We start from the raw sequence: 25,016 nt of genomic DNA on the forward strand, positions 1-25,016 counted from the left end.
TCCGGCTTCAATGAGGTCGCGCCGACGCACGCCAAACACCTCGTCACGCGACCTCACAGAAGCCTCCAGATTCCCATTGGGGGCTGGTTCTGATTCAAGATGTCTGCCGGAGGAGGAGGCCGGTGGACATGTCGACAGCGCTTTCCCTCGATCTTCGCGTCCGGGTTCTCAAGGCGGTGGCGGAAGGCGCGAGCCATCGCGCGGCGGCGGCGCGGTTCGGCGTCAGCGCCGCCAGCGTGAGCCGATGGCGGGCGCTGGAGCGGACGCAGGGTGATCCGCGCCCTGGCCCGCTCGGCGGCGACCGCCGCTCCGCCCGCGTCGAGGCGCAAGGCGCGCTGATCCGGCAGCTGATCGAGGCGACGCCGGACGTCACCACCGAAGAGCTGCGCGCGACGCTGGCCGAGCGGGGCCACGGTTTCGGCTACGGCACGCTGCAGCGGTTCTTCCGCCGCCACGGGCTCACGCGCAAAAAAAGACCGGCCATGCGACCGAACAGGACCGCCCCGACATCCTGAAGCAGCGCGAGGCGTGGTTCGACGGCCAGATCGACCTGGCCCCGGAGCGCCTCGTGTTCATCGACGAGACCTGGGCGAAGACCAACATGGGCCGTACCTACGGCCGCGCGCCCCGCGGCGAGCGGCTGCGCATGGGCTTCCCCATGGCCACTGGAAGACCACGACCTTCGTCGGCGCCCTGACCATGCGCGGCATGATCGCCCCCTTCGTGCTCACCGGAGCGATCAACCGCGACGCCTTCGATGCCTATGTCGAGAAGGTGCTCGTCCCCGAGCTCCGCCCCGGCGACATCGTGATCATGGACAACCTGTCCAGCCACAAGGGGCCGCGCACCGATGCGCTGATCAAGGACGCGGGCGCCAGCCTCCTCTTCCTGCCGCCCTACAGCCCCGACTTCAACCCCATTGAGAAGGCGTTCGCGAAGCTCAAGGCCCTGCTCCGCAAGGCCGCCGAGCGCACCGTNCGAAGCCCTCTGGGCCGCCATCGGCCGCTTCGCCGACGACTTCACCCCAGCCGAGTGCGCAAACTACTTCAGCGCCTGCGGATACGATCCAGACTGGTAGGATTCCGCTCTAGCGGGACATGACCTGCCGCAAACAAGTCACGAACGGGGTGAAGAGGGGGGTATGCTACTCGTCGTCGGTGCTGGCAATATCAGGGGTAATCTCGTACTCGATTGCCGACCGATCGTAGCGACGCGGTTCCCGCGTCGTCCAATAACGCCACTCCATCGCCTCATCCCAATAGATGACCGTCCAGTGGGAGAGTTCGCGCTTCACCGCTTTGGCAAGAGCGAAGCCGTCATTGGAGAAGGCGACAAAATCGAACTGCGAGCCCATCGGATCCTCGAAGGCGTCACCAGTGCAACCCTGTTCCCAGCACGTGTTCCACAGGTAGAGGTGGTCGCGCAGTTCTTCGCTCACCGGCAGCTCGCCAATTGTGCGGGCATCCTCATCGGCCAGCCAGTAACCGAGTCCCCCTCTTCCGCCATGATCTTGACTGTTGGCACCGACGCAATCTCCCCGCGAGGGTACAAAAGCGGGCTCAACGCTCTAGCAACGGTGAGCCAATCGACCAGATATGACCAAAGGGATCACGTACTTTGCAGTGGCGTCCGCCCCGGAACTGATCCGCCGACGGGATACCGACGGGAGCAACCGGCAGCCGCCGTCCTTGATCGGAAACGCGTCACTCAGCATCACGTGACCGCCGTTGATTATCAGCGGTGGCATACCCGATGCACGACGCCAGTGGCGGCCCGCCGAGAGTGCCTCGGCTATCCAACTCCCGATCGCACCACGGCGCAAGACGTGACTGCCGCGGCAGGAGTGGCCATGGACAACTAAGATGGCCCTTGTGTTAAACTGCACAGAAGAATTGTTCATAGAGGTCCGCAGGTCGCCGTGCAGCAAATGAAGCCTACTTAGTTGGCCAACTGCTCGTGGCCATGCCAGGGATGAAGGATCCCCGATTCGCCAAGTCGGTTATTTACATGTGTGCCCACAGCGCCGACGGCGCCATGGGTCTGGTCCTTAACCGGGCACTGGATCAGCTATCCTTCACCGACCTGCTCGATCAGCTGGGTATCGACGCGTCTGGCATGAGCGATACGATCCAGGTGCATTTTGGCGGCCCGGTGGAAACGGGACGAGGCTTTGTCCTCCACTCGCCGGATTATCAGCAGGAGGGTACCCTGGTGGTTTCTGCGTCGGTGGCGCTGACGGCAACCGTCGACATCCTGCGGGCGATCGCGGCCGGAAATGGTCCGCACCGGCATCTTCTGGCGCTGGGATACGCAGGATGGGGGCCGGGTCAGCTCGACGGTGAGATTCGCGCCAATGGCTGGCTCAACGTTGCCCCTGACGATGACCTGGTGTTCGACGGCGACCTGACGCGCAAATGGGACCGAGCCATGGCCAGGATTGGCATCGATCCGCGCATGCTTTCCGACGCCGCCGGACACGCCTAGGGCGATTGCCGCTGTCCGTGCGGGTTGACACCTGATTCGGGCGTAATGGCCCGGAATGGGGTTGGCGTGTCCTTTCCTGGACGCATATGGTTGATGCGCCTGTCGATCGCCAAGGATGTGCCGGCCAATGCAACCAGGACATTTCGTCGAGATCGTCTCCCTGTCACTCTTTGGCTTGTTACCGATCGTCAATCCGTTCAGCGTCGCACCGCTCTTTCTGACGCTCACGGCCGATATGGACGAGCGCACACGTCGTCAGCAAGCACTGAACGCGTGCGTCTATGGCTTTCTCATTCTGCTCACGTTTCTTCTTCTCGGCAGTTTCATCATCGACTTCTTCGGCATTTCCGTCTCTGGCATCCGTGTTGCTGGCGGGCTGATCATCGCCTTCATCGGCTTTCGTATGCTTTTTCCCGACCCGCATCCGGCCATGCACACGGGCGCCGCCAGCGATCAGCGCATCACCGATGTTTCCTTTACGCCACTGGCGATGCCGAGTCTTGCTGGCCCGGGGTCGATTTCGCTTGCCCTCTCCGCAGCTGGACGAATGCAACTGCAGAACGGCAGCCCCTTCTATCTTACCTACGGTGCAGTCATTCTCGGCATCGCCCTCACCTTTGTCATCGCTTACTTCACCCTCCTTGCCGCCAGCTACATGGTTCGTTTCCTTGGCAGGAGCGGCACCGATGCGATGACACGCATTTTCGGCTTTCTGCTGATCTGTATCGGTGTCCAGTTTTTCCTGACCGGCATCGCCTCCTTCTTCCGGCTGCAGGTGAACTAGCCAGCCGGCCGAACTATGGCTCAATGGAGTAGTTCCGAGTCGTGGTTGACGTGATCGTCTTCACATGCATGCCGTGAAATTATCACTACCATACCTCCATCGCTTGCGGATCCACGGGCACTCGCGGATCGGCGCAAAGTGACCCGGTCAATATTGCGTCATGACGCGATGGGGAGTGTGACGGAAATGCAGAGTGAAAACAGTCGGCAGATCAACCGGCATATTGGTTCAGGTTTGCTGCTTGCCCGCACTGTTCGCGGTGCCAGCCTGAAACAACTGGCGAATGCGACTGGTTTGAGCATGCAGCGACTTGAACGACTTGAAATTGGAACGGCGGAAGCGACCCCACGTGATTTGCTGCTACTGGCAGCGTCCCTTGGTATCCCGGTGCAATTTTTCTTCGAAGGGCTGGAGGATGAGGTTCATGAAGCGGCCCGTCACCAGGCTGCCGTGCATGATTGTGCCGTTCATTAGCCAGTCGAATCCGGTGAGATCGGACGATCCAGGCAGGAATCGATTGATGGAATGGCCGCGCGCTCTCTTCGTCCATTGATACGGTCGCAACAAGAGATATCGCCGACTGCGGACGATGCCATCATGGTCATCCGGCCCTCATTAACATTGCGTAATTAGAGCCGTCCGCTAGACTTTTCCGCCTCGGGGAAATCATGAGCGTTGACGTCAAGATTTGGTATGATCGTCAGCCCACCACATCCTCCGAAACCAGAACCAGGTAAACTGGCATTGCGCACCGTCATGCGCCGTGCGAGCGCCTTGTGCGTCTGCCGCGTATTGACTCCGCTCTTACGCAACCGACCGGGGGCAGCCGAGGATTTTGACGATGGCAAATCGACGCATCCTACTGATCAACCCGAAAGCCGACTCGCTGATTACCCAGCCGATGCTGTTCGGGCGCGCTCTGTTTTCGCCACTTACTGGCCTACTCGCCGTCGCCGCGCTGATCCCGCAGGATCGCTACGAGGTGGTGATGGTAGACGAGAACGTGGAGCCGATCGATTTCGATCTCGCCATCGACATGGTCGGCATCTCGGCAATGACCTGCTACGTCAAGCGCGGCTACGCCATCGCCGATCGCTTTCGTCGCCGCGGCGTGCCGGTGGTGATGGGCGGCGTCCACCCGAGCTTCATGCCGNNAAAAGCTCTCGACCACGCGGATGCGGTTGTCGTCGGTGAAGCGGAACTAGTCATGGCGCGCGTGCTCGATGACCTGGAACAGGGACAACTCGGCGGTATCTACAAGGCAAAGATGCTGAGCGCGATGGAAGACATCCCGCTGCCGCGTTACGACCTGATGAAGAGCAACCGCTATTTCAACCGCACCTTCATCCAGACGGCGCGTGGGTGCCACCATGCTTGCGCGTTCTGTGCCGAACACATGATGTACGGCCTCAAGTTCCGCTTTAAGCCGATCGATCACGTGCTGCGTGACATCGAAGCCTGCGGCGACCGGCTGATCACCATCGGCGATGCCGATTTCTTCGGCGTCAAGGATCGAGCGATGCAGGTGATGCGGGCGATGAAGGGCCGCGGCATTCGCTGGCAGGCGGGAGTCAACACCGCATCGGCGCACGATGAAGAGCTTCTCGCCATGGCGGCGGAAAGCGGTTGCTATCAGCTGTGCATCGGCTTCGAATCCNNAATGTCGAAAGCAACGTTGCGCAACGTACACAAATACCAGAACAAACCGGAAGACTTTCACAACCTCGTCGACAAGATCCATCGGCATGGAATGATGGTTCTCGGCTTGTTCATGTTCGGGTTCGACGGTGACGATCCTTCCGTGTTCGATGAAACGGCGAAATTTACCATCGACGCAGAGTACGACTCCTGCGCCTACTCCATCTTCACGCCCTATCCAGGCACCGTCACCTGGTACGAGATGGTGCGCGCCGGTAAGATCGTATCCTGCGACTGGAGCAAGTACGACCAGAGCAATATCGTCTATCAGCCAGAGTGCATGAGTGCCGAAGAGCTGCGCGATGGCTATCGCCGCACCTACGAGCGGTTCTACTCCTACCGGTCGATGGCGAAGCGATTTCCGCTCCGTGGCAGTCGGCCGCGCGGGCTGTGGTCAATTTATAATATGTTCTATCGCCAGATCGAGGTGCGCGGTATCGGCGCGCGCGAGATGATCGCGCCGCCGACACCGATGCCGGCGCACGTCGCCCAGCCACCGATGACGCCGCAGCACGCCGTCTGGCGGGAAATGGTGGAGGACAACCACGCCCAGCATGAGGCGGCTCGGCGGCGCCCTATGCCCGCCGGCATTCACGCCAGTGCCCATATGGATGCAGAGCTGGCCGCCTTGGCGCCAGCCGTGGACGGCTGATCGAACGGCAAGCGCGGAGCCTGTTGCTGCCACCCTGTATGAACGGGTGCGATGATCCCATTAGTGTACCGCCGGAGGCAGCAGCGCCCGCAATTCTCGCGCCAGATCCAGGTGCGAATAGGGCTTGAGCAGCCACGGGATCTTGTCTTTCAGCCATCGTGCGTGCAGCGCGGCTTCGTGCGCATAGCCGGTGGTGAACAGCACCTTGATGGTGGGGTCTAGTGCGTGAACCGCATCGGCGAGGTCGATGCCGTTCATCCCACCCGGCAATTCGATGTCGGTGAAGAGCACGTCGGGACGCGACGAGGCCAGGAGTGCCAGCGCATCCTTTGCATTCTCTGCCTGCATGCTGCGCAGTCCCAGGCGCTCCAGCATCATCACCGCCACCTTGCGCAATTTCGGTTCATCCTCAACGACGAGGACCACCGAGTCACCAAATTCACCCGCGGGCTCTTCCGCCGTTGCTTCCTTTCGGCCCTGCGCTGACAGTGGACCCCGTGGCAGGTAGAGCTTGACCGAGGTGCCGTGTCCAACCCGGCTGTAGATGCTGATGTGGCCGCCAGACTGCTTGACGAAGCCGTAGACCATGCTCAGGCCGAGTCCGCTACCCTGGCCTATTTCCTTAGTGGTAAAGAACGGCTCGAATACCCGCTCGATAATGTCCGGCGACATGCCGCTGCCGCTGTCGGTGACGCCGAGCATCACATACTCACCAGGCAACACCTCTTCGCATTGCCCGCAGTAATCCTCGTCGAGTCGCGTATTCCGCGTCTCCAGATTGAGCAACCCTCCTGTCGGCATCGCGTCGCGGGCGTTCACCGCAAGATTGACAATCGCCCGTTCCAATTCGCCGCGATCGGCAACGGCTTGCCAGAGGTCAGGCGCCAGCGAAATGTCGATCCGGATGCGGGCGCCCAGTGTTCGCCGCAAAAGTTCGCTCATGCCGTGCACAATGTTGTTGATGTCGATGACAGCAGGCTTGAGCGGCTGTTTGCGGGCAAAGGCCAGCAGCCGGTGCGTTAGCTCACCACCTCGCCTTGCTGACCAAAGTGCATCGTCAAGGTAATCGCGAACCTTGGTATCGTAGCCACCAATCTTTTCGCGCATAAGCTGTAAATTGCCGATGACAATGGCTAGTAAATTATTGAAATCATGTGCAATGCCGCCGGTGAGTTGCCCCACCGCCTGCATCTTTTGCGAATGACGAAGCTGTTCTTCCATTTCGCGGCGGATGGTGATGTCTTCTTTGACTGCGACAAAATGGGTGATTTTTTCCTCAATCTTGACTGCGGCGATCGATGNCCAGCTCTCCCAGTACAATTCACCGTTCTTCTTACGGTTCAGAAATTCTCCCCGCCACACCCCGCCAGCGGTGAGTATGCGCCAAAGCTCTGCGTAAGCTTCGGGTGAAGTGTGCCCGGACTTGAGAATGCGCGGATTCTGACCGATGGCTTCTTCGGAGGTGTAACCGGTAACCTTGGTAAACTCCGGATTGACGTACTCGATTTTACCATTGCAATCAGTGATAACCACTGACATGGGGCTTTGATCGACTGCCTGAAAAAACTTGCTCAGGTCCGTTAGCCATTTTTTTGTGCCGTAATCTCTCGGGCGTAGATGGCAACTTCGGTGACTGGCTTGTCGGACTGAATGACCGGATAGTACCAGAACTCGAACCAACGTGCGTGCGCCTGCACCTCGCAATGTTGAGCGATGCGGGTTGCTGCTACTTCTCCGACGGTAGCCAGACGCATTTCTGCCTGATCCCGAGGCAGCAACTCATGAAGTCGGGAGTCGATCAGGTTGGCGACAGTTGTTCGCTTCGCCAATCTNGCGTTCCGCCGCCTTGTTGATGGCGAGCACATTGCCTTCAATGCCGATGAGCAGGATCTCATCCGCACTGGCATCGAGGAGCGCGCGCACCCGATTTTCGGTCGCGCCGAGGGCGCGCTCGGCCTCCTTGCGAGCGGTGACGTCCGACGCCATACTCACGACCAATCGCTGACCGTGACTATCCCGCCCAAGCGGCGCAGAGGAGAGCGCCCAGACACGTCTCCGTCCATCGGCGGTACGTATGGCATGCTCGCCCTCGTCCAATGGGGCCTCGAGTGCATAGAGCCGGTCGATTTCAGCCCGGATGGCGGCACGATCAGGTTCCCTGTAGGCTCGCTCCGTCCAATCGGCGATGGTGCCTATATCGGCGCGATCATAACCGGTCAGTTGCAGCCAGGATCGGCTGAGATGGACCACCGTCCCATCCTCGGCATGTACCATGATCGGAAAAGGCGCATGCTCCACGGTCCGTCGCAGCCGGGCTTCGCTCTCGCGCAATGCATCCTCGGCATGCTTTCGTTCGGTGATATCTTCGCTAAAGAGAACAATACCGCCAACCTTGTCGCCGGCATCGAACCAAGGCTGAATCTCCCAGCGCACCCAGTCTACTTGACCGTTGGCGTGGACAAACGGCTCGCCTGCGGAACGCTTGGTCTCAGCGAATTGCAGACCTCGCTGTTGCGCAACCCGCCAGTGGACAGGAACGTCCGGAAAAAGCTCATAGTAGCTGCGCCCGATCAGTTCCCGGCCTTGTAACCTGTAGTCGGTGATGAACCGCTCGCTGACCGCAACGTAGCGCATCTCGCTATCGAACATCGCCATCGCCACCGGCGCGGCATCGATGAAGTGGCGCAGTCTCGCTTCGCTTCGACGCAATGCCGCGAGGCCGACTTCCCGCGCCTGATCGAGGCGATCGACGCGGACGCCACTCCAAAGCAGGCTGGTCACCAGCAGCGCCATTGTAGCCAACGCCGAGAGCCCAACCTGAAATTCTGGTTCGTATAGCCCGGCGGCGGCACCGACGGCGAACAGCCAGGCAAGTAGCAAGGGCCCGACAATTGTTACCGGCAGTAGCATGCGTGCCCAGACAGCACCTGGGCGGTCGCCGCAGAGCACCGCCATCCAACCGACGTCCGGGCGCAAGGTCAATGCGCCGATAAACAGGATACCGAGGATCATTGCCGTGAGCACTGCAATCGGCGTCACGAAGGCCACCGATTGCAGCCTGCCGCCGCCGAACAGATAACCGACCAAAATTGTCGCCATCAGCAATAGCCCAAGCGCTCCGAGAGCGGCATAAATTGCCCGCAACCACCTTCGCTCCGCCCCAACAAGCAGCAACATCCCGCCAAGGGCGATGAAGGCGGACGCGGTCACCGGCGCGAGGCGGGCTGGAGACGACAGACCTGTATGGTTGCTGACGGCGCCGGGAAACAGCCATCGATCGATGCCAGACTCAGCACCGGACAGGTGTTGAAGCAGAATCTGCAGGCCGATGATCAGAACCGCACCGGCTAGGACGTAGGTGAGGATCACGGCAGGCCGCCATGTCCTGGTGGCGAAGAGCAACGCTGCACCGGCGATTACTGTACTGACGGCGGCCCAGGGCTGTATGGCAAATGCTTCCGGCAACCCGCTCTTAAGGATGGGGAGTTGCAGCGTCCAGCCCAAAAGGACTGTGCTGCCGAGCACGAGGGCGGCGATGCCGCATAGTTGCGGGAGTTTCTGTCCAGCCCACAGACCTTTAGCTCTCGCTCGTACCACCGGTGCGGCGACACCGGCGGCCGATCGCGGCGTTTCGGCATGCAGAGACAGCGCCTGCCAGATCAACATGCCGAGGAGAAAGAATGCTGTGGAGACGCCGGCAAGCCAGCCGACGCGTTCCGTGCTCCAGAATGACGGCGATGCCGCATACCACTTTGCGTAGAGCTGCGCATAGTCCGGCGACTTGATAAATCCGGCAACGACATCGTCAAGCCGGTCGCGCAACCCGGGCAGGTTTTGACGCACGGCAATAGCCCGGTGCGATTCGGCGATAGGACCGCCAAGGACCTTGATTCGGTCGGTGACGCGCGCGTGGTCGGCGACCTTCCAAACCGCGGCGTCGAAGGAAACGAGGGCGTCAACCTCCCCCGACAACAGATCAAACAGGGCGTGCTTCAGTTGCGTATAGGGTAGCAGACGCGTTCTCGGATAGTTCTCGCCGAGGAATTCGGCGGAAAATCCGCCGCTGATCACCGCCACTCGGCGTCCGGTAAGATCGGTCCAACCGCGCGGGTCTGCATCCGCGCGAACGAATAGCGAAATCGATGAGGTGACCAGCGGACGGGTGAACAGCATCCGCTGCTCACGCGCACTGGTCATGGCGACAATGGGAATCACATCGGCCGCATCCTGCTCCAGCGTGGTGATCACATCGGGCCAGCCCTCCATTACGCGATAGGTGATGTTCAGCCCAGCCCGCTTTGCTACCGCAGTCATCATATCGACCGCGAAGCCATCGGGACGGCCATCAGCATCGAGCGTGTACTCGGGGTAGAGATCTTGAGCTACGGCGACGATCACCGGTGTCGTTTCCACGTCCGCCGCCGCTGCCATGCCAATGCCGACACAACAACCAGCACCGATGCACACAATCGTGCTGGTGATCGCGAGGATACGGAAGGCGAAGCGCAGGTGTTCACCCATGGTCGTTTCCTTGCGTGGGACGAGATTGAGCTCAGCCTCGGCAGTCCCGTCCTACATTGGTTCTGGAGCCAACGCGGCGCGGAGCAGTTCGAGTTCCACTGGCTTGTGCAGCATTGTGACCGGCCGTAGGCCCTTGTATTCCGCTAGTATTTTGGCGTGGGTGGCGTAATCGGGGGTGAATCCGGTGATGATGATTAGGCGCGCGGCCGACTTTTGCTGTGCCAGCCAGAGAATTAGCTCGTTGCCATCCATCCCGGGCATGATCATATCGACGATGATCGTCGTCGGATTAAAGCCCCCATATGCGTCGATGAACGCTGTCCCCTCGGTGGTGACGCACACGGCATAGCCGAGGCTTTCGGCAACGTTCTTAATATAGCGGCCGAATGCGGGTTCATCGTCGCAGACCAGCAATCGTTTGTCGTGCTTCGCCGGCATGGACTTCACCTCTGAACGCGCAAATTTTTCTATTATTAGCGTACTTCAACTTTTTGGGTCACTGAAGAGATATTGCAGCCGCGGGCGGTGTGACCATCAGGCAGACGTCGACGCATGCCATCGATCGCGACTTATTCCTGGTTGCCTCCTTGGCCACTCGCTTCTAAGTATCCGAAGGTAAACAAACATCAAGGGTCATTGGGGAGAGATATCATGGCCTTCCTCGCCGCTCGTCTCGGCCGGATCAAACCGTCGCCCACCATCGGCGTGACGCAGAAAGCCGCCGAGCTGAAGGCGGCCGGCCACAGTATTATCGGCCTCGGTGCCGGTGAGCCGGACTTCGACACACCTGACCACGTCAAGGCAGCGGCCAAGGCGGCGATCGATCGCGGCGAGACCAAGTACACGGCGGTCGCCGGCACACCAGCGCTACGCCAAGCGATTGCACGCAAATTCAAGCGTGACAATGAGTTGGTATATACGTCGGACCAGATTACCGTCGGCTGTGGCGGCAAGCAGGTGCTCTACAACGCCCTGATGGCGACGCTCGAGCCNGGGGATGAAGTGGTGATCCCAGCCCCCTACTGGGTCTCGTACCCGGATATGGTGCTGCTCGCCGAAGGTGAGCCGGTCATCGTCCCCTGCGCTGCCGCACGGGGCTTCAAGCTCAACCCCGCAGATCTCGACAAGGCGATGACCCGCAATACCAAGTGGGTGATTCTCAACTCGCCGTCCAACCCCACCGGTGCGGCTTATACCTACGTCGAAATGCGCCAGATCTGTGACGTGTTGTTGCAGCACCCGCGGGTGTGGGTGATGACCGACGATATCTATGAACACATTGCGTATGACGACTTCCGCTTCGTGACGCCGGCGCAGGTGGAGCCGCGGCTTTTTGATCGCACGCTGACCGTCAACGGCTGTGCCAAGGCCTACGCCATGACCGGCTGGCGCGTGGGCTATGCCGGTGGGCCGAAGCACCTGATCGACGCGATCAACATGATCCAGTCGCAGAGCACGACACATACCTGCTCGATCAGTCAGGCCGCCGCCCTCGCAGCTCTCGACGGCCCACATGACTTTCTTATCGAGCGCAACCGGGTGTTCAAGGAGCGGCGCGACCTCGTGGTTGCGATGCTCAACCAGGCGGCGGGGCTGCAATGCGCGGTGCCGGAAGGAGCGTTCTACGTCTATCCGTCCTGCGCCGGGGTGATCGGCAAACGGACGCCGGCGGGTGCGACGATTGCCAGCGACGAGGACTTTGTTGGCTATCTGCTCGAATCGGCGGGGGTGGCGGTGGTGCACGGTGCCGCGTTCGGCATGTCGCCTTTCTTCCGCATTTCGTATGCGACGGCGACATCCGCGCTTGAGGAGGCATGCCAGAGGATTCAGCGCGCCTGTGCAGCGCTAGCCTGAGCCGGACGATGCAGGGGGAACGGCCAGAAACTCCGGCACGTGTCGATGGATTAGTTGCCAGCGAAGACTCTACCGACGCAGCGCATCCACTGCTCCTGCCCACCCGCTCGGGGCGGCGACGCATGCCGGTTCTGGTCGCGCTGGCGTTGACGGCTGGCGGAGTCGGCTATTACGTCTGGACGGCCATGCTGCCGTCGCCGGATGGTTCGCCGGCACCAGTGGTCGAAGCCGATGCAACGGCGAGCATCGAGGCAAGCAATCCCGGACCGCGTGCGGTTCGTGACTGCGACGATTGTCCGGAGGTGGTGACCGTTCCCGCCGGCTCGTTTCTGATGGGTAGCGCTGCCGATGATCCAGCGGCGGCACCCGAGGAACAACCGCAGCATCAGGTGACGATTGCCGCCCCGTTTGCCATCGGTCGCACCGAGGTCACCTTTGCCGAATGGATCGCCTGCGTTGCCGACGGCGGCTGCAACGGCTACCGGCCACCACACGAAGGCTGGGGTGGCGGTCCACGGCCGGTGATCAACATCAGTTGGCACGACGCCGAGAACTATGTGGAATGGCTGGCGCGCAAGACGGGCAAGCCCTACCGCCTACCCACCGAGGCGGAGTGGGAATATGCCACCCGCGCCGGTACCACTACCGCGTATTGGTGGGGAAACGACATCGGTCACAATCTTGCCAACTGCAAGACCTGTGGCAGTGCTTGGGATGAACAGCAGACGGCTCCGGTCGCGTCCTTTCGTGCCAATGTTTTTGGCCTCTTTGACGTGCACGGTAACGTCTGGGAATGGGTGGAAGACTGCTGGCAGCCTGACTACAAGGCAGCTTCAACGCAGGGGTTGCCGCCCAACTCGCGCCGCGGCTGTAGCAAACGCACGCTGCGCGGTGGTTCCTGGGACAATTCTCCGGACTTATTGCGTTCGGCGGCGCGNCTGTGGGGCCAGGCGGACGGTCGCGACAACTCCATTGGCTTTCGCGTCGCCTTGACGCTGCCCGCGACAGATGACGCCGCAGCGGGGCGTTAACTCTTCTGGCAGACAGGAGCGCCTGAGCGGTTAGTGGGTAGCCGGTTTCATCGCATCAGCGGCGCCGACTCGTAATTGGTCGCCGCGAGACGGCCCTTTTCCCGCGCCCAGCTGTCGTAGCGGTCAAAGACGGCCCAGGCTTCGTCCTCCACCGCCTGGTGGTTCTGGGTGTAGCGGAGGGCGAAACCCTCGACGCCCCAGCGGGCGTATTGCTCCACATGACCCAGCTCGTGGACCCAAATTCGAATTTGCTCCGCGGTTGCCTGATCGCGAAAAACGATGACGTCTCCCAGCGTCACCGCCTTGACCGGTGGCAGTAGGAACAAGGGTGCCAGCGGTGGCCGGCTGGTCCCCCAGCTCACACGGTAGCGCACTCGATCTAGCGTCGGCCGGTCGAAAAACCCCACCAGCTTGCGCCGAACCTCGGGTGGAATAGGGGCGACACCGGCGTTGATGGCTGCAAGACGCGAAGCAGCGATGGCATCCTGCAGCGCCGGCCCCATCTCTTTCGACGCCGCCGTCGCCGCTGTGTCACGTGCCAGCGTCAGCCCGGCAGTAAGGAGACTATCCTCGCCCAATGCCGCGCGTTTCAGCGTCTCGATCCCCTGTTGCAGGCGTGACGACTCGGCTATGGCCGCTGTACCGGCTTCACGCCACCGCCCGCCGACGATAAGGGCAATAACGAACACGGTCAGCACGAGGAAAACAAACCGCACCCTTCGATCCTTTCGCCCACGTTCCCTACCGCATCGCACCAATATGGGCATGCATTGCAGTGGCACGCGAGGGGGATAGATGCAAGTATGCCGCAGTGCATAAATATCACGGTATGTGGCTTGACCGCCAGACGCCTTACTTGTAAGGGTGTTAGTGGAACTATCGCGCAATGTTGAATGTACTATGACCGGCAGGCAGGTATTTCCGTTGGGGCTTCAGAAAAAGGTGAGGGCGATGAAACTCAAGCAATGCTCGTTTGTGGCTTACGGCCTGATCGGTGCCATGAGTATCGGTCTTATCGCCGGATGCTCGACCGCCAATCAACCCGGCGAGGCCGAGTTCAATACGGCAATGAACGCATGTCAACGCATGAACCAAGTGGACGAGCGCGACCTGTGCGTCAACAATGCAATGATGAAATATCATACTGCCATCAATAAAGGAATGGCAACGACTGCATCCTGCCCCAAGAGCACGTGCTAGCGTTGTTAGCTATTGGTTCGAATGGTATCTGCAGCTTCGGCGTAATTGCCAGGGGGTAGAGGTCGATCTCTTCCCTCTGGCGGACGGAAATGGTGCGTACTCCGTGATATCGTTGTCGCCTGCAGGTGCTCCGCTTCGATTATCATTCGTCGACTATCGTCCATAGATCTGCATCCAACGGTCTCTAGAGCGACCGGAGTTGATGTTGCACACTTGGCTAGACGCGTGTGCGGTCGCGTGAAGCGGGATCAGGGAATAAGGAACTCAATCTGTTTCCCGAAATGGGGCTGTTTGCCATCGGCAAACGCTTCGGTAATTGCGCCTTGCCGACAAAGGTCGCTTTGACTTAACGGTGGTTTGAACCCGGCGGCCAAGGCAAATAATGCAGTGGTTAGCAAGCCGCGCGCCTACAATACTGCGATTGTGTACAATACATAAAGTTGAGGGCCAATCAAATCAGCCCTTGGCGGCTCGTTCGGGTCGGGTCAGATGGTGAGCGATGGCAAGAATGACGCGGGGCGGAGGTTGGCCGGCCGTCGGTTATGCCTGGTCGAAAGCACGTGAGGCCGGCGGTATCGTTCCCCTATACAAGGCGCTGCGGTCGAAAAACGCCTGCAAGAGCTGTGCGCTCGGCATGGGCGGCCAATCCGGCGGCATGGTCAACGAGGCGGGCCACTTTCCGCAGGTCTGCAAGAAATCGATGCAGGCGATGGCGGGCGACATGCAGGCACCAATCCCGGCGGAATTTTGGCGCCAGCACAGTATCACCGAACTGCAAGCACTGACGCCCAGCACACTTGAACGGTGCGGGCGGCTGGTTGAGCCGCTGCTCTATCGTCGCGGCCAGAGTCATTACACCCCGATCGACTGGACGGAGGCGCACGACCGCATCGCGACGACGCTGAAGGCGACGCCAGCCGAGCAGTCGTTCTGGTACGCTAGTGGCCGCAGTTCGAACGAGGCGGCGTTCCTGCTGCACCTGTTCGCCCGCATCTACGGCACCAACACGGTCAATAACGTCAGCTACTACTGCCACAATGCCAGCAGTGTCGGCCTCGCCAGCGTTACCGGCAGCGGGACGGCCACCATCGTCCTCGATGATATCGAACACGCGGATATGGTCTTCGTTATCGGTGGTAATCCCGCTAGCAACCATCCGCGACTGATGCATTCGCTCATCCATCTGCGACGACGCGGCGGCCGTGTCATCGTCATCAATCCAGTGGTCGAAGTCGGTCTCGTCAACTTCAGTTCCCCGGCNGACGTGCGCAGTCTGCTCTTCGGCAGCGAGATCGCCAATCTTTACGTTCAGCCACATATCGGCGGTGATCTGGCGCTGCTGACCGGCGTGGCGAAGCAGATCGACAAAATTGGGGCGATCGACCTGGAGTTTCTCCAACAGCACTGCACCGGCTGGACCGAACTCGCGACCCGTCTGCGTGGCCTCACCTGGGAGGAAATCTGTGCCAAGAGCGGCGTCGACCGCAACGAAATTGACACCATTGCCGAGATGTACGCCAACAGCCGCAACGTCGTCTTTGCCTGGACAATGGGCATCACCCACCACACCCACGGCGTCGATAACGTGCAGGCGATCGCCAACCTGGCGCTGATGCGCGGCATGGTTGGCCGACCGCATGCCGGACTGCTGCCGATCCGCGGTCATTCTAACGTTCAGGGCATCGGCTCAGTCGGCGTAACACCAAAATTGAAGGACGCGGTCTTCGAGCGGCTGCAATCTCACTTTGGCATACGGTTGCCGACGACCCCCGGGCTCGACACCATGGCGGCAATGGAAGCGGCAGCGGACGGACGGCTGAGCGTCGCTTTTTGCCTCGGCGGCAATCTGTTCGGCTCCAACCCCGACGCCACCTTCGCGCGTGAGGCTTTGTCCCGGTTACAGCTTTTGGTTTACATCAATACCAAGCTGAATACCGGTCACGCCCATGCCCTGGCGGCGGAGACGATCATCCTGCCATCGCTGGCGCGCGATGAGGAGCCGCAGGCGACGACCCAGGAATCCATGTTCAACTACATCCGTCTGAGCGACGGTGGTCCGCCGCGTCACCCCGGACCGCGCAGCGAGGTGGAAATGATCGCGCAGCTCGCCGATGCGGTGATTGGTCCCGCGGCGCCGATCAACTGGCAGGAGATGGCACAAACCCGACGCATTCGCGAAGCAATCGCCGCCGTCGTTCCCGGATTTGAGGAGATCGGCCAGATAGACGAAACGAAACAAGAGTTTCACGTTAGCGGCCGCGTCTTTCACGCCGCACGTTTCGCCACCTCCGATGGTCGGGCCAATCTGCACGTTCACACCCTGCCGCCGCTGCAGGGTGCAGAGGGAACGCTCAGGCTGATGACGGTGAGGAGTGAAGGCCAGTTCAACACCGTCGTCTACGAAGATGATGATATTTACCGCGGCGTCCAGGGCCGTGATGTCATCCTATTGCATCCAGAGGATATGGCGCATCAGGCGTTGCGTGCCGATCAGCGGGTAACAGTACGCAGCGAAACCGGAACCCTCGCCAACATCCGCGTTGTCCCATTTGCGAATATCCGCGCTGGCAATGCGCTCATGTACTATCCGGAAGCCAACGTCCTCGTTCCCCGTACAACCGATCCGCAATCCAAGACCCCGGCGTTCAAGAACGTGCTGGTGACGCTTGAACCAAGTATTTTCAATAGTCCTGAATACGCTCAGCGCTGATAGGGAGAGTCAAGGCCAGCGTGACCGAGGTCTCTGCCGTCGACTAGTCCTGTAACGTGATAGCTGGCTGCTTCGGCATGGTCAGCGTCAGTACGCCATCAGCAAAGCCAGCGGATACGCTGTCGGCAACGACCGGAATCGAAAGGGTTATGTGACGTTTGAACTTGCCGTAGGTGCGCTCGGAGTAGCTGTAGCCGGTCTCTGCCGCCTTTCGCTCACCACGGATCGTCAGCACTCGGTCGCTCAGCGTGATTTCTGCGTCATCCGCCACGCTAGTACTACAGTTGCGTTTCTAGTCGTTTCTTGCGGTGACTGCTGGCGGCTGTCGTTTGGTGGCTGCGGCGCCATCGTGAGCAGGCCCAGACGAAGGCGGGATGGGTTTTCGCCCGGAACAGGATCCTTTCGAGCATGTGGCGGATTTCCGGCGTGGCGAGCGGGACGGTCATGCGGCCGCGGNNCGGCCGGACTCGTTTTGTCCCGTTTATCGAAGGCGATCCGGCGCTGGTCGGCCGACAATTTGGCGAGGAAGGCGGCGGCAGCGAGGACCAGGCTCATGTGGCGATGCCATCCGTGCCAGGAGCGCGCCTCGCAGTGATCGAGGCCGAGGTCGTCCTTCGCCCGCAGGAAGCACTCCTCGATCGTCCAGCGGAGGCCTGCGGCAGCGGCAAGCTCGGGCAGGGACGTGCCTTGCCGGGCATAGGCAAGGTAATAGGCGAGTGCTTGCGCATCACGCCGGCTGCGGCGGATGAGCAGCCAGCGCTCGAAACCGTCATCCGTCGACCATCCGAGCGGCAGCCTTGCCCAGTCGTAGAGCCTTGGACCCTTCGCCCCCTCGCCGGCGGTCAGCGACGACCACGCATCGTCCGCCAGCGTGTCCAGCATGGTGGCAGGGTCGGTCTGGACGAGGGTCCCGTCCTCGAGGAAGCGAAGGGTGTGGTTGGAGCGTACGGCAAGGACATAAGGCTGGCCGCGGCCCTCGAGCAGGTGCCGGAGTTGACTGTCCGAGCCGTAGAGCGCATCGGCGAGAACCCAGGCGCAAGGCGGGCCGGCGTCGAGCGTCCGCTCGATCATCTCCCGCGCCATCGCCGGCTTGGTCTTGAATTCGACGTCGTCCGGCACGGCGGCCGTCCGGCGGCGCGTCGCATCGTCCGCCCAGTCTTTCGGCAGGTACAGCTGCCGGTCGATGAGCGCGTGGCCCCAGCGGCTGGCGTAGGCGACGAAAACGCCGACCTGGCAGTTCTCGATCCGGCCGGCGGTGCCCGAGTACTGACGGCCGACACCCACCGAGTGCCGGCCCTTCTTCAGGAAACCGGTCTCATCGACAACGAGCACGCCGCCCGGATCACCCAGCGCGTTCGTCACGTACCCGCGCACCAGATCGCGAAGCTGGTCTGCCGACCATGAACTGCGTCCGAGCAGTGACTGGAGGCGATAGGGTGCCTCGAGGCCCGCCTGTTCGGCCAGCATCCAGCCGGTCTTGCGCGATGCCGCCGAGAACAGCCCGTCGATGAACATCCCGGCCGAACGGCGCGTCTCCGCCCGCCCCAGCGCCGGCGCGATCACCCGCCTCAACCCCTCGAGCTCCGCCTTCCAATCAACAAGCGTGCCCGCCCATTCCGCCACACCCATCCGTCGCCCTCCCACAGCCGCAGGCAACGGAACCATATTAGAGGATAAAATGCAACTGTAGTAGTAGAGCGTGATGAGATCAAGTTCGAGCGTAGCCACTGTTGACGAGGTAGTTTGTGCATTCGGTGGCTGAAACGGTTTCGAGGATCCAGGCGATGGCGGTGCAGACGGCGTCGCGGGTTCGTTCGGCGGCGTTGCGCAGGCAATGCTTCAGCTTGGTGAACAGCGGCTCGATGGGGTTGAGGTCGGGCGAGTATTTCGGCAGGAACAGCAGCGTAGCGCCAGCGGCGCGGATCGCTCGGCGTACGGCCTTGGTCTTGTGACTGCCGAGATTATCCAGGATGACGATGTCGCGCGGCCTCAGCGTCGGCACGAGAATTTTCTCGACGTAGAGCTGGAAGCTGTCACCGTTGATCGGCCCGCCGAGCAGCCACGGCGCCTCGACGCCATCGTGGCGGAGCGCGGCGATGAAGGCGCAGGTCTGCCCGTGCGCGTGCGGCACCTTCGCCGGGAGCCGCTCGCCGCCGCGACAACCCGTCCTCCGTCACCGCTGCAACCAGCTGATGACGCAGCTCCAGGGAATACGCCCTCGCCATCCATGCTGGCCTCCTCCTCCAGCCAGCATGGGGGAGCACATTCCACGCCGAAACGGGATCCCCTTTCGATTCAACCCCATCGGATCCCGCTCTAGCCGTGCTGGCTTTCCTGCTGCCAGCGCAGAATCGTCTGGCGCAGTGCCTCAAAACGGGCGCCGACGGTTTCGCCGAACAGTGGATCTTCTTCGCTGGTCATCTCGGCGGTCAACGCCTCCCAGTCCGCGGCGGTCAAAGCCTGCAACGCGGCGGGGAAGAACACATCCTCTTCCATACGCATGTGCGCCATTTGCACTTCGATGAAGCCGCGCGCCCAGCGAACGAACGCTTCGCGCGGAACCTGGGCTTCGTCGAGCACGGCGTTCAGCCCGGCAGAAAACTCGCGCGTGCGCACCGCGATTATCTCGTGCTCATGCCGAAGGTCGCCAATCTGCTGCGCCACCGCCGGGTCGCGCGACAGCAGCCGGGTATAGACCATGTCTTCTTTCGGGTGATGGTACAGGTCGGGGAAAGCGAGAAAATAATCGACCGCAGAGCGAATCACCTCATAATCCGGACGTCCCCCTTGCTCAAATTCGTTGATCTGCCATTCGAGCGTCTTGACGAGGGACGCCATATTGGCATGTTCTCGGCGCAGCACCCGAATGACTTCCGACATGACTCTGACCCTCTCCATTGTCACCGCAGCGTCCGTCCGTTCGTTGCTAACGAACCCATGGGTCCGCCTAGCACACGACGAAGGCTGGCGCCATGGGTTTTCTCGGCCTTCGTTCGCCGTGCTGCCGTCGCAATCGCGGCGTGTCCTGTTCACGCGATCTCGTCCGCTGTCCCCCGCGCATTATCGCGCCTAACCGAGGCGATTATTCTTGTCCCCGATTTCTCAGCGGCTTCCCGTCATGTTTGCGGCATTCATGCACCGAGTTCGCCGAGCTCCGGTGCTCGTGCTGTTGCTCATGGCGGTGCTCAGCGCCGGTGCCTTCGTCTATACCCTCAACCACATGAAATTGAATACGTCGGTGGTGGATCTGCTGGATCCCGACCTACCGTTCATGCGCAACGCCGCGGAGTTCGCGCGCGCATTTCCGCAGGACACCAACGTCATCGTCGTTGTCGTTGATGGCGACACGCCGGAACAGGCGACGGCGGCAGCAGCGCGGCTCACAAGCGAGCTGTCGGCGCATCCCGAAGCTATCAAGAGCGTGTTCTATCCCGAGGGTGATCCGTTCTTTCGCCGGAACGGGCTGCTGTTCGCCTCGATCGCCGATCTAGAGAGCCTGAGCGGCCAGTTGGCGCAAGCACAGCCCTTCCTCCTCAGCCTGCATCGGGACCCCTCGCTGCGCGGCCTTGCCAGCGTCCTGACGCTGTCGCTGCGCAACGTGGATGCGATGGGTGGCGACGGGACGGTCCCGGCAGATTTCGACCGCTTCCTCACCGAAATCGCTGCCAAGGTCAAGGCGGCGGCCAGCGGCACAGCGAGCCCCTTTTCCTGGGAAAGTCTCTTCTCCGACGGGCCACCCGAGGCGGGCAGCCGGGCGGATCGCCGCCGGCAAATCCTGATCGTCGACCCCGTCCTTAACTTTGCTGCCATTGCGCCTGCCGGGCCCGCCGTCGATCTGATCCACGCCACCGCCCGCGAGGCGGGGCTGACGCCGGAGCACGGTGTCCGGGTTCGCCTTACCGGTGAGCTGCTGATGCTGCAGGACGAACTCACCAGCGTCGAACAGAGCACCGGCGTCGCCAACCTGGTGACCACCGCCATCGTTATCCTTCTGCTGGCCGTTGGCCTGCGCTCGTTTCGCCTCGTCCTCGGAACGCTCGCCGCCCTTGTTGTTGGGCTGACGCTGACGACGTTTCTCGGCCTCGTCATCTTCGGCCAGTTCAACATGATCTCGGTGGCCTTCGCCGTGCTGTGCATCGGCATCAGCGTCGACTTCGGTATTCAGTACGGCCTTCGCTATCAGGAAATTGTCGATCGCGGCGTTCCGCCGGGGCTGGCGCTAGAGGAAGCGGCGGCCGGCATCGGCGGGGCGCTGACACTGGCGGCAGTCACCGCGGCGATCGGCTTCCTGTCGTTCCTGCCCACCTCCTATCGCGGCCTAGCCGAACTGGGTGCCATCGCCGCCATCGGCATGGGTCTGGCGCTGCTGACCAACCTCACCGTCCTGCCGGCGGTGATCGCCCTTTGNCCGACCCGCGCCCGTGATCCCAGCGTGGAGACGGTGAATTTACAACGTCCGCTGCAGCGCTTCGTCGAGCGCCATCCAAAAGCGGTTGTCGGTGTGGCGCTGGCGCTGGCGATCGGCTCCCTGATGCTGCTGCCAAGGGTCTGGTTCAACGACTCAGCACTTGATCTGCGCGATCCGTCGGCGGAGTCGGTGGCGACGACCATGGAGCTGCTGCAGGATTCCCGGGTCGATCCCTATCGGGCGACCGTCCTCGTCAACAATGAGGCGGAAGCGAGGGCGCTGGTAGCGACGCTGAAGGCGTTGCCGGAAGTGCGCGAAGCGACGACGATCTTCGATCTGGTACCAGCGGAACAGAACGAGAAGCTGCGGCTGATCGACGACATGGCACTGTTCATGGGCCCGCTACTCACCCCCATCGCCAGCGAACCCGCGCCCTCGACGGAGGAGTTGCGCCAGTCCCTGGCCGCTTTGCAGACGGCATCAGCCGCCGCGGCAGAGCACTACGCCAGTCCTGGTGCCAAGGCCCTGGCCACGTCGCTTGCCGACCTGAAGCCGACGCAGGCCAACCTGGACGCATTGCAGAGCGCTATGCTGGCCAGCTTTCCCGCCGCCATCGAACAGCTGCAGCAGAGCCTGCAGGCAAGTGCCTTCACCGTCACCGACCTACCGCAGCCGCTGCGGGTTCGCAAAGAGGCGGCGGATGGTCGCATCTTGGTGGAGGTGTTCCCGGCCAAGGATGCGCGCATTCAGGCCAACCGCGTCGCCTTCGCTGCCGCGGTGCAACGCGTCGCGCCCGGCGCCAGCGGCGAGGCGATCATCGCTACCGAGGGCGGCCGCGCCGTGGTGGAGGCGTTCCTGGAGGCGGGCATCCTCGCGGCGATAATCATTCTCGCGGTGCTCTATCTCGTTCTGCGCAGCGTTGCCGATACGTTGATGGTGATGGCGCCGCTGGTGTTGGCGGCCCTGCTGACCATGTCGATCACGGTGCTGTTCAAGGTGCCGCTCAATTTTGCCAACGTGATTGTCTGGCCGTTGCTGTTCGGCCTGGGGGTCGCCAGCGGCATCTACATGGTGCTTCGCCATCGCCAGGACCCGACGGCGCAGCTGTTGGAAACATCGACGCCGCGCGCGGTGCTGTTTAGTGCCATGACGACGATCACGTCCTTCGGCTCGCTCGCTATCGTCAGGCACCCCGGTATGGCCAGCATGGGACTGCTGCTGGTGATCGCCATCGCCTTGTCGCTGCTGTCGACGATTATCGTCCTGCCGGCGTTGCAGGTGGTCTTCGGCAAGAATGGCATTCAGCCAAACAGCGGCGGATAGCACACCCCGGCCGGTGCAGTTTGGCCGATGCAGTCTGGATCGATGCAAACGGCCCCGCCAACTCGAGCCGGCGGGGCCTAGAGCAATCGATGCGAGAGTTATGTCAGCTCACCAGCTAGTGGCGGTGCAGCGACAGGTTCGAGCACTCCATCACCGGCTGTGAGTGTGGGGCTAGAAGCTCCAGCGATCGCCGGAGGCGACGATCGGCCGTTCTACTTCTTCACGCCACTCGCCACCGCTGCGGTGATGCGGGCGAACGCTCCCGCTCCCGGTCATGAAGGAATCGGGAACAACTGCGAAAAATACGGGATCGACTCGATCGTGTTCGATGTTGTACAAAAGATGGTTCATGTCTCTGGTATCCTTTCACATTGTCCCGCACCAGCGATTGATAGCGCAAGCGGTGCGAGGCAGATCGTCTCCCAAATCAGGGACACTGGCCGGCCGGGGTGCTGGTTCCACTCCGGCCGGTCGCTTCCCATCTGAGCTTCCATCCCGGTAAAGTCAACGGGGATCTGCTCCGCCCATTGGCAGGCAGATGCGGCACACCGCTTTGGTGCGGCGCACAATTTCGGCAAAAACCTTAGTTTTTTAATGCGTTAAACCATGATCAGGTGGCAGGGATCACTGCAAGCTGGTGCGGGACTTTTTCTGCGTTCCAGACCGAAATGTGACCGAGCTGCAACAGAAACGGTGAAGGAAAAGCCGAAATGCCTGGCTGAGGTATGTGTCAATTGTTACAGACAAGGGTAATTTTCTTTTAATAATAGTCCGGCTTCTTAATATTTTCTCTTTTCTGTCGGCTGATCAAATGAACGACGCTTTGCTGCTAAGGACACTGTGATTATGACCATTAAATAACGTGCCGCTAATGTTTGACCGGTTGGCTGCCTGTCACCTGTTCGCAAGGCTGCCGCGGCCTATATCCGTGCCCACCACTCAGCTAGTACTACAGTTGCGTTTCTAGTCGTTTCTTGCGGTGACTGCTGGCGGCTGTCGTTTGGTGGCTGCGGCGCCATCGTGAGCAGGCCCAGACGAAGGCGGGATGGGTTTTCGCCCGGAACAGGATCCTTTCGAGCATGTGGCGGATTTCCGGCGTGGCGAGCGGGACGGTCATGCGGCCGCGGCGGCCGGACTCGTTTTGTCCCGTTTATCGAAGGCGATCCGGCGCTGGTCGGCCGACAATTTGGCGAGGAAGGCGGCGGCAGCGAGGACCAGGCTCATGTGGCGATGCCATCCGTGCCAGGAGCGCGCCTCGCAGTGATCGAGGCCGAGGTCGTCCTTCGCCCGCAGGAAGCACTCCTCGATCGTCCAGCGGAGGCCTGCGGCAGCGGCAAGCTCGGGCAGGGACGTGCCTTGCCGGGCATAGGCAAGGTAATAGGCGAGTGCTTGCGCATCACGCCGGCTGCGGCGGATGAGCAGCCAGCGCTCGAAACCGTCATCCGTCGACCATCCGAGCGGCAGCCTTGCCCAGTCGTAGAGCCTTGGACCCTTCGCCCCCTCGCCGGCGGTCAGCGACGACCACGCATCGTCCGCCAGCGTGTCCAGCATGGTGGCAGGGTCGGTCTGGACGAGGGTCCCGTCCTCGAGGAAGCGAAGGGTGTGGTTGGAGCGTACGGCAAGGACATAAGGCTGGCCGCGGCCCTCGAGCAGGTGCCGGAGTTGACTGTCCGAGCCGTAGAGCGCATCGGCGAGAACCCAGGCGCAAGGCGGGCCGGCGTCGAGCGTCCGCTCGATCATCTCCCGCGCCATCGCCGGCTTGGTCTTGAATTGAATTCGACGTCGTCCGGCACGGCGGCCGTCCGGCGGCGCGTCGCATCGTCCGCCCAGTCTTTCGGCAGGTACAGCTGCCGGTCGATGAGCGCGTGGCCCCAGCGGCTGGCGTAGGCGACGAAAACGCCGACCTGGCAGTTCTCGATCCGGCCGGCGGTGCCCGAGTACTGACGGCCGACACCCACCGAGTGCCGGCCCTTCTTCAGGAAACCGGTCTCATCGACAACGAGCACGCCGCCCGGATCACCCAGCGCGTTCGTCACGTACCCGCGCACCAGATCGCGAAGCTGGTCTGCCGACCATGAACTGCGTCCGAGCAGTGACTGGAGGCGATAGGGTGCCTCGAGGCCCGCCTGTTCGGCCAGCATCCAGCCGGTCTTGCGCGATGCCGCCGAGAACAGCCCGTCGATGAACATCCCGGCCGAACGGCGCGTCTCCGCCCGCCCCAGCGCCGGCGCGATCACCCGCCTCAACCCCTCGAGCTCCGCCTTCCAATCAACAAGCGTGCCCGCCCATTCCGCCACACCCATCCGTCGCCCTCCCACAGCCGCAGGCAACGGAACCATATTAGAGGATAA

General features: G+C 61.7%; 18 protein-coding genes and 5 pseudogenes. 10 read left to right on the forward strand and 13 right to left on the reverse strand.

The genetic code is table 11. The annotated features are described in order from the left end of the window. The first annotated feature begins 128 nt into the window (after positions 1–128). A pseudogene (locus HQ394_RS10405) lies at positions 129–1,078 on the forward strand (IS630 family transposase). Between the two features lie 66 nt (positions 1,079–1,144). Here the strand turns inward: HQ394_RS10405 and HQ394_RS10410 are convergent. Further along, a complete protein-coding gene (locus HQ394_RS10410; protein WP_190260196.1) occupies positions 1,145–1,438 on the reverse strand; it encodes a hypothetical protein in 294 nt (97 codons plus the stop codon). Between the two features lie 488 nt (positions 1,439–1,926). Here HQ394_RS10410 and HQ394_RS10415 point away from each other — a divergent pair. The 4 genes and pseudogenes from HQ394_RS10415 to HQ394_RS10430 form a co-directional block, all read left to right on the forward strand. Beyond that, a pseudogene (locus HQ394_RS10415) lies at positions 1,927–2,484 on the forward strand (YqgE/AlgH family protein); the annotation flags it as partial. A gap of 127 nt (positions 2,485–2,611) precedes the next feature. Next, entirely contained in the window at positions 2,612–3,268 is a 657-nt protein-coding gene (locus HQ394_RS10420; protein WP_223291496.1) for a MarC family NAAT transporter, read from the forward strand. Positions 3,269–3,454: 186 nt separating this feature from the next. Further along, positions 3,455–3,742: a helix-turn-helix domain-containing protein gene (locus tag HQ394_RS10425; RefSeq protein WP_190260198.1), complete on the forward strand. Its 288-nt coding sequence runs from the start codon at positions 3,455–3,457 to the stop codon at positions 3,740–3,742. 427 nt (positions 3,743–4,169) lie between these two features. Beyond that, entirely contained in the window at positions 4,170–5,618 is a 1,449-nt protein-coding gene (locus HQ394_RS10430; protein ID WP_456151581.1) for a B12-binding domain-containing radical SAM protein, read from the forward strand. 60 nt (positions 5,619–5,678) lie between these two features. Here the strand turns inward: HQ394_RS10430 and HQ394_RS10435 are convergent, their stop codons facing one another. The 4 genes from HQ394_RS10435 to HQ394_RS10450 all read right to left on the reverse strand — a co-directional run bounded on the left by HQ394_RS10435 (position 5,679) and on the right by HQ394_RS10450 (position 10,577). Further along, positions 5,679–7,193: a PAS domain S-box protein gene (locus HQ394_RS10435; protein WP_223292084.1), complete on the reverse strand. Its 1,515-nt coding sequence runs from the start codon at positions 7,191–7,193 to the stop codon at positions 5,679–5,681. Between the two features lie 5 nt (positions 7,194–7,198). Continuing rightward, positions 7,199–7,372 carry a hypothetical protein gene (locus HQ394_RS10440; RefSeq protein WP_190260201.1) on the reverse strand — a complete coding sequence of 58 codons (174 nt, stop codon included), beginning with the start codon at positions 7,370–7,372 and terminating at the stop codon, positions 7,199–7,201. A gap of 25 nt (positions 7,373–7,397) precedes the next feature. Next, a complete protein-coding gene (locus tag HQ394_RS10445) occupies positions 7,398–10,139 on the reverse strand; it encodes a PAS domain S-box protein (RefSeq protein WP_190260202.1) in 2,742 nt (913 codons plus the stop codon). A 51-nt stretch (positions 10,140–10,190) separates the two neighbouring features. Beyond that, the gene (locus tag HQ394_RS10450; protein ID WP_190260203.1) at positions 10,191–10,577 is read right to left on the reverse strand and encodes a response regulator; all 387 of its coding nucleotides are present in this window, start codon (positions 10,575–10,577) and stop codon (positions 10,191–10,193) included. 213 nt (positions 10,578–10,790) lie between these two features. Between HQ394_RS10450 and HQ394_RS10455 the strand changes: the two genes are divergently transcribed. Further along, positions 10,791–11,993, forward strand: a complete 1,203-nt coding sequence (locus tag HQ394_RS10455; protein WP_190260204.1) for a pyridoxal phosphate-dependent aminotransferase — start codon at positions 10,791–10,793, stop codon at positions 11,991–11,993. Between the two features lie 185 nt (positions 11,994–12,178). Next, entirely contained in the window at positions 12,179–13,024 is an 846-nt protein-coding gene (locus HQ394_RS10460; protein WP_456151582.1) for a formylglycine-generating enzyme family protein, read from the forward strand. A gap of 47 nt (positions 13,025–13,071) precedes the next feature. Here the strand turns inward: HQ394_RS10460 and HQ394_RS10465 are convergent, their stop codons facing one another. Next, the gene (locus HQ394_RS10465) at positions 13,072–13,740 is read right to left on the reverse strand and encodes an eCIS core domain-containing protein (RefSeq protein WP_190260206.1); all 669 of its coding nucleotides are present in this window, start codon (positions 13,738–13,740) and stop codon (positions 13,072–13,074) included. Between the two features lie 184 nt (positions 13,741–13,924). On the opposite strand from HQ394_RS10465, the gene HQ394_RS10470 reads away from it, so the two are divergent. After that, positions 13,925–14,224 (forward strand): hypothetical protein, encoded by a 300-nt coding sequence (locus HQ394_RS10470; RefSeq protein ID WP_190260207.1) that lies wholly within the window; start codon positions 13,925–13,927, stop codon positions 14,222–14,224. Between the two features lie 508 nt (positions 14,225–14,732). Continuing rightward, positions 14,733–16,934 (forward strand): FdhF/YdeP family oxidoreductase, encoded by a 2,202-nt coding sequence (locus HQ394_RS10475; RefSeq protein WP_223291497.1) that lies wholly within the window; start codon positions 14,733–14,735, stop codon positions 16,932–16,934. Positions 16,935–16,977: 43 nt separating this feature from the next. On the opposite strand, the gene HQ394_RS10480 is transcribed toward HQ394_RS10475, so the two are convergent. The 4 genes and pseudogenes from HQ394_RS10480 to HQ394_RS10495 form a co-directional block, all read right to left on the reverse strand. Further along, on the reverse strand, positions 16,978–17,169 hold the full coding sequence (locus tag HQ394_RS10480; protein WP_190260209.1) for an Hsp20/alpha crystallin family protein: 192 nt from the start codon (positions 17,167–17,169) through the stop codon (positions 16,978–16,980). Between the two features lie 224 nt (positions 17,170–17,393). Then, positions 17,394–18,563: pseudogene (locus HQ394_RS10485) on the reverse strand (IS701 family transposase); the annotation flags it as partial. Between the two features lie 79 nt (positions 18,564–18,642). Continuing rightward, positions 18,643–19,086: pseudogene (locus HQ394_RS10490) on the reverse strand (IS630 family transposase); the annotation flags it as partial. A gap of 164 nt (positions 19,087–19,250) precedes the next feature. Next, positions 19,251–19,796: a hemerythrin domain-containing protein gene (locus tag HQ394_RS10495; protein WP_190260211.1), complete on the reverse strand. Its 546-nt coding sequence runs from the start codon at positions 19,794–19,796 to the stop codon at positions 19,251–19,253. 271 nt (positions 19,797–20,067) lie between these two features. Here HQ394_RS10495 and HQ394_RS10500 point away from each other — a divergent pair, with 271 nt between their 5' ends. Continuing rightward, a complete protein-coding gene (locus HQ394_RS10500) occupies positions 20,068–22,665 on the forward strand; it encodes an MMPL family transporter (RefSeq protein WP_190260212.1) in 2,598 nt (865 codons plus the stop codon). 171 nt (positions 22,666–22,836) lie between these two features. On the opposite strand, the gene HQ394_RS10505 is transcribed toward HQ394_RS10500, so the two are convergent. The 3 genes and pseudogenes from HQ394_RS10505 to HQ394_RS21540 form a co-directional block, all read right to left on the reverse strand. Beyond that, entirely contained in the window at positions 22,837–23,016 is a 180-nt protein-coding gene (locus HQ394_RS10505) for a hypothetical protein (RefSeq protein ID WP_190260213.1), read from the reverse strand. A gap of 598 nt (positions 23,017–23,614) precedes the next feature. Next, positions 23,615–23,782 (reverse strand): hypothetical protein, encoded by a 168-nt coding sequence (locus tag HQ394_RS10510; protein WP_190260090.1) that lies wholly within the window; start codon positions 23,780–23,782, stop codon positions 23,615–23,617. After that, positions 23,779–24,968, reverse strand: a pseudogene (locus HQ394_RS21540) (IS701 family transposase). The gene HQ394_RS10510 and the pseudogene HQ394_RS21540 overlap by 4 nt, the downstream one beginning before the upstream one ends. Positions 24,969–25,016 lie beyond the last annotated feature (48 nt).

It is taken from the genome of Defluviicoccus vanus, assembly GCF_014672695.1.
Lineage (GTDB): Bacteria > Pseudomonadota > Alphaproteobacteria > Rhodospirillales > Defluviicoccaceae > Defluviicoccus > Defluviicoccus vanus.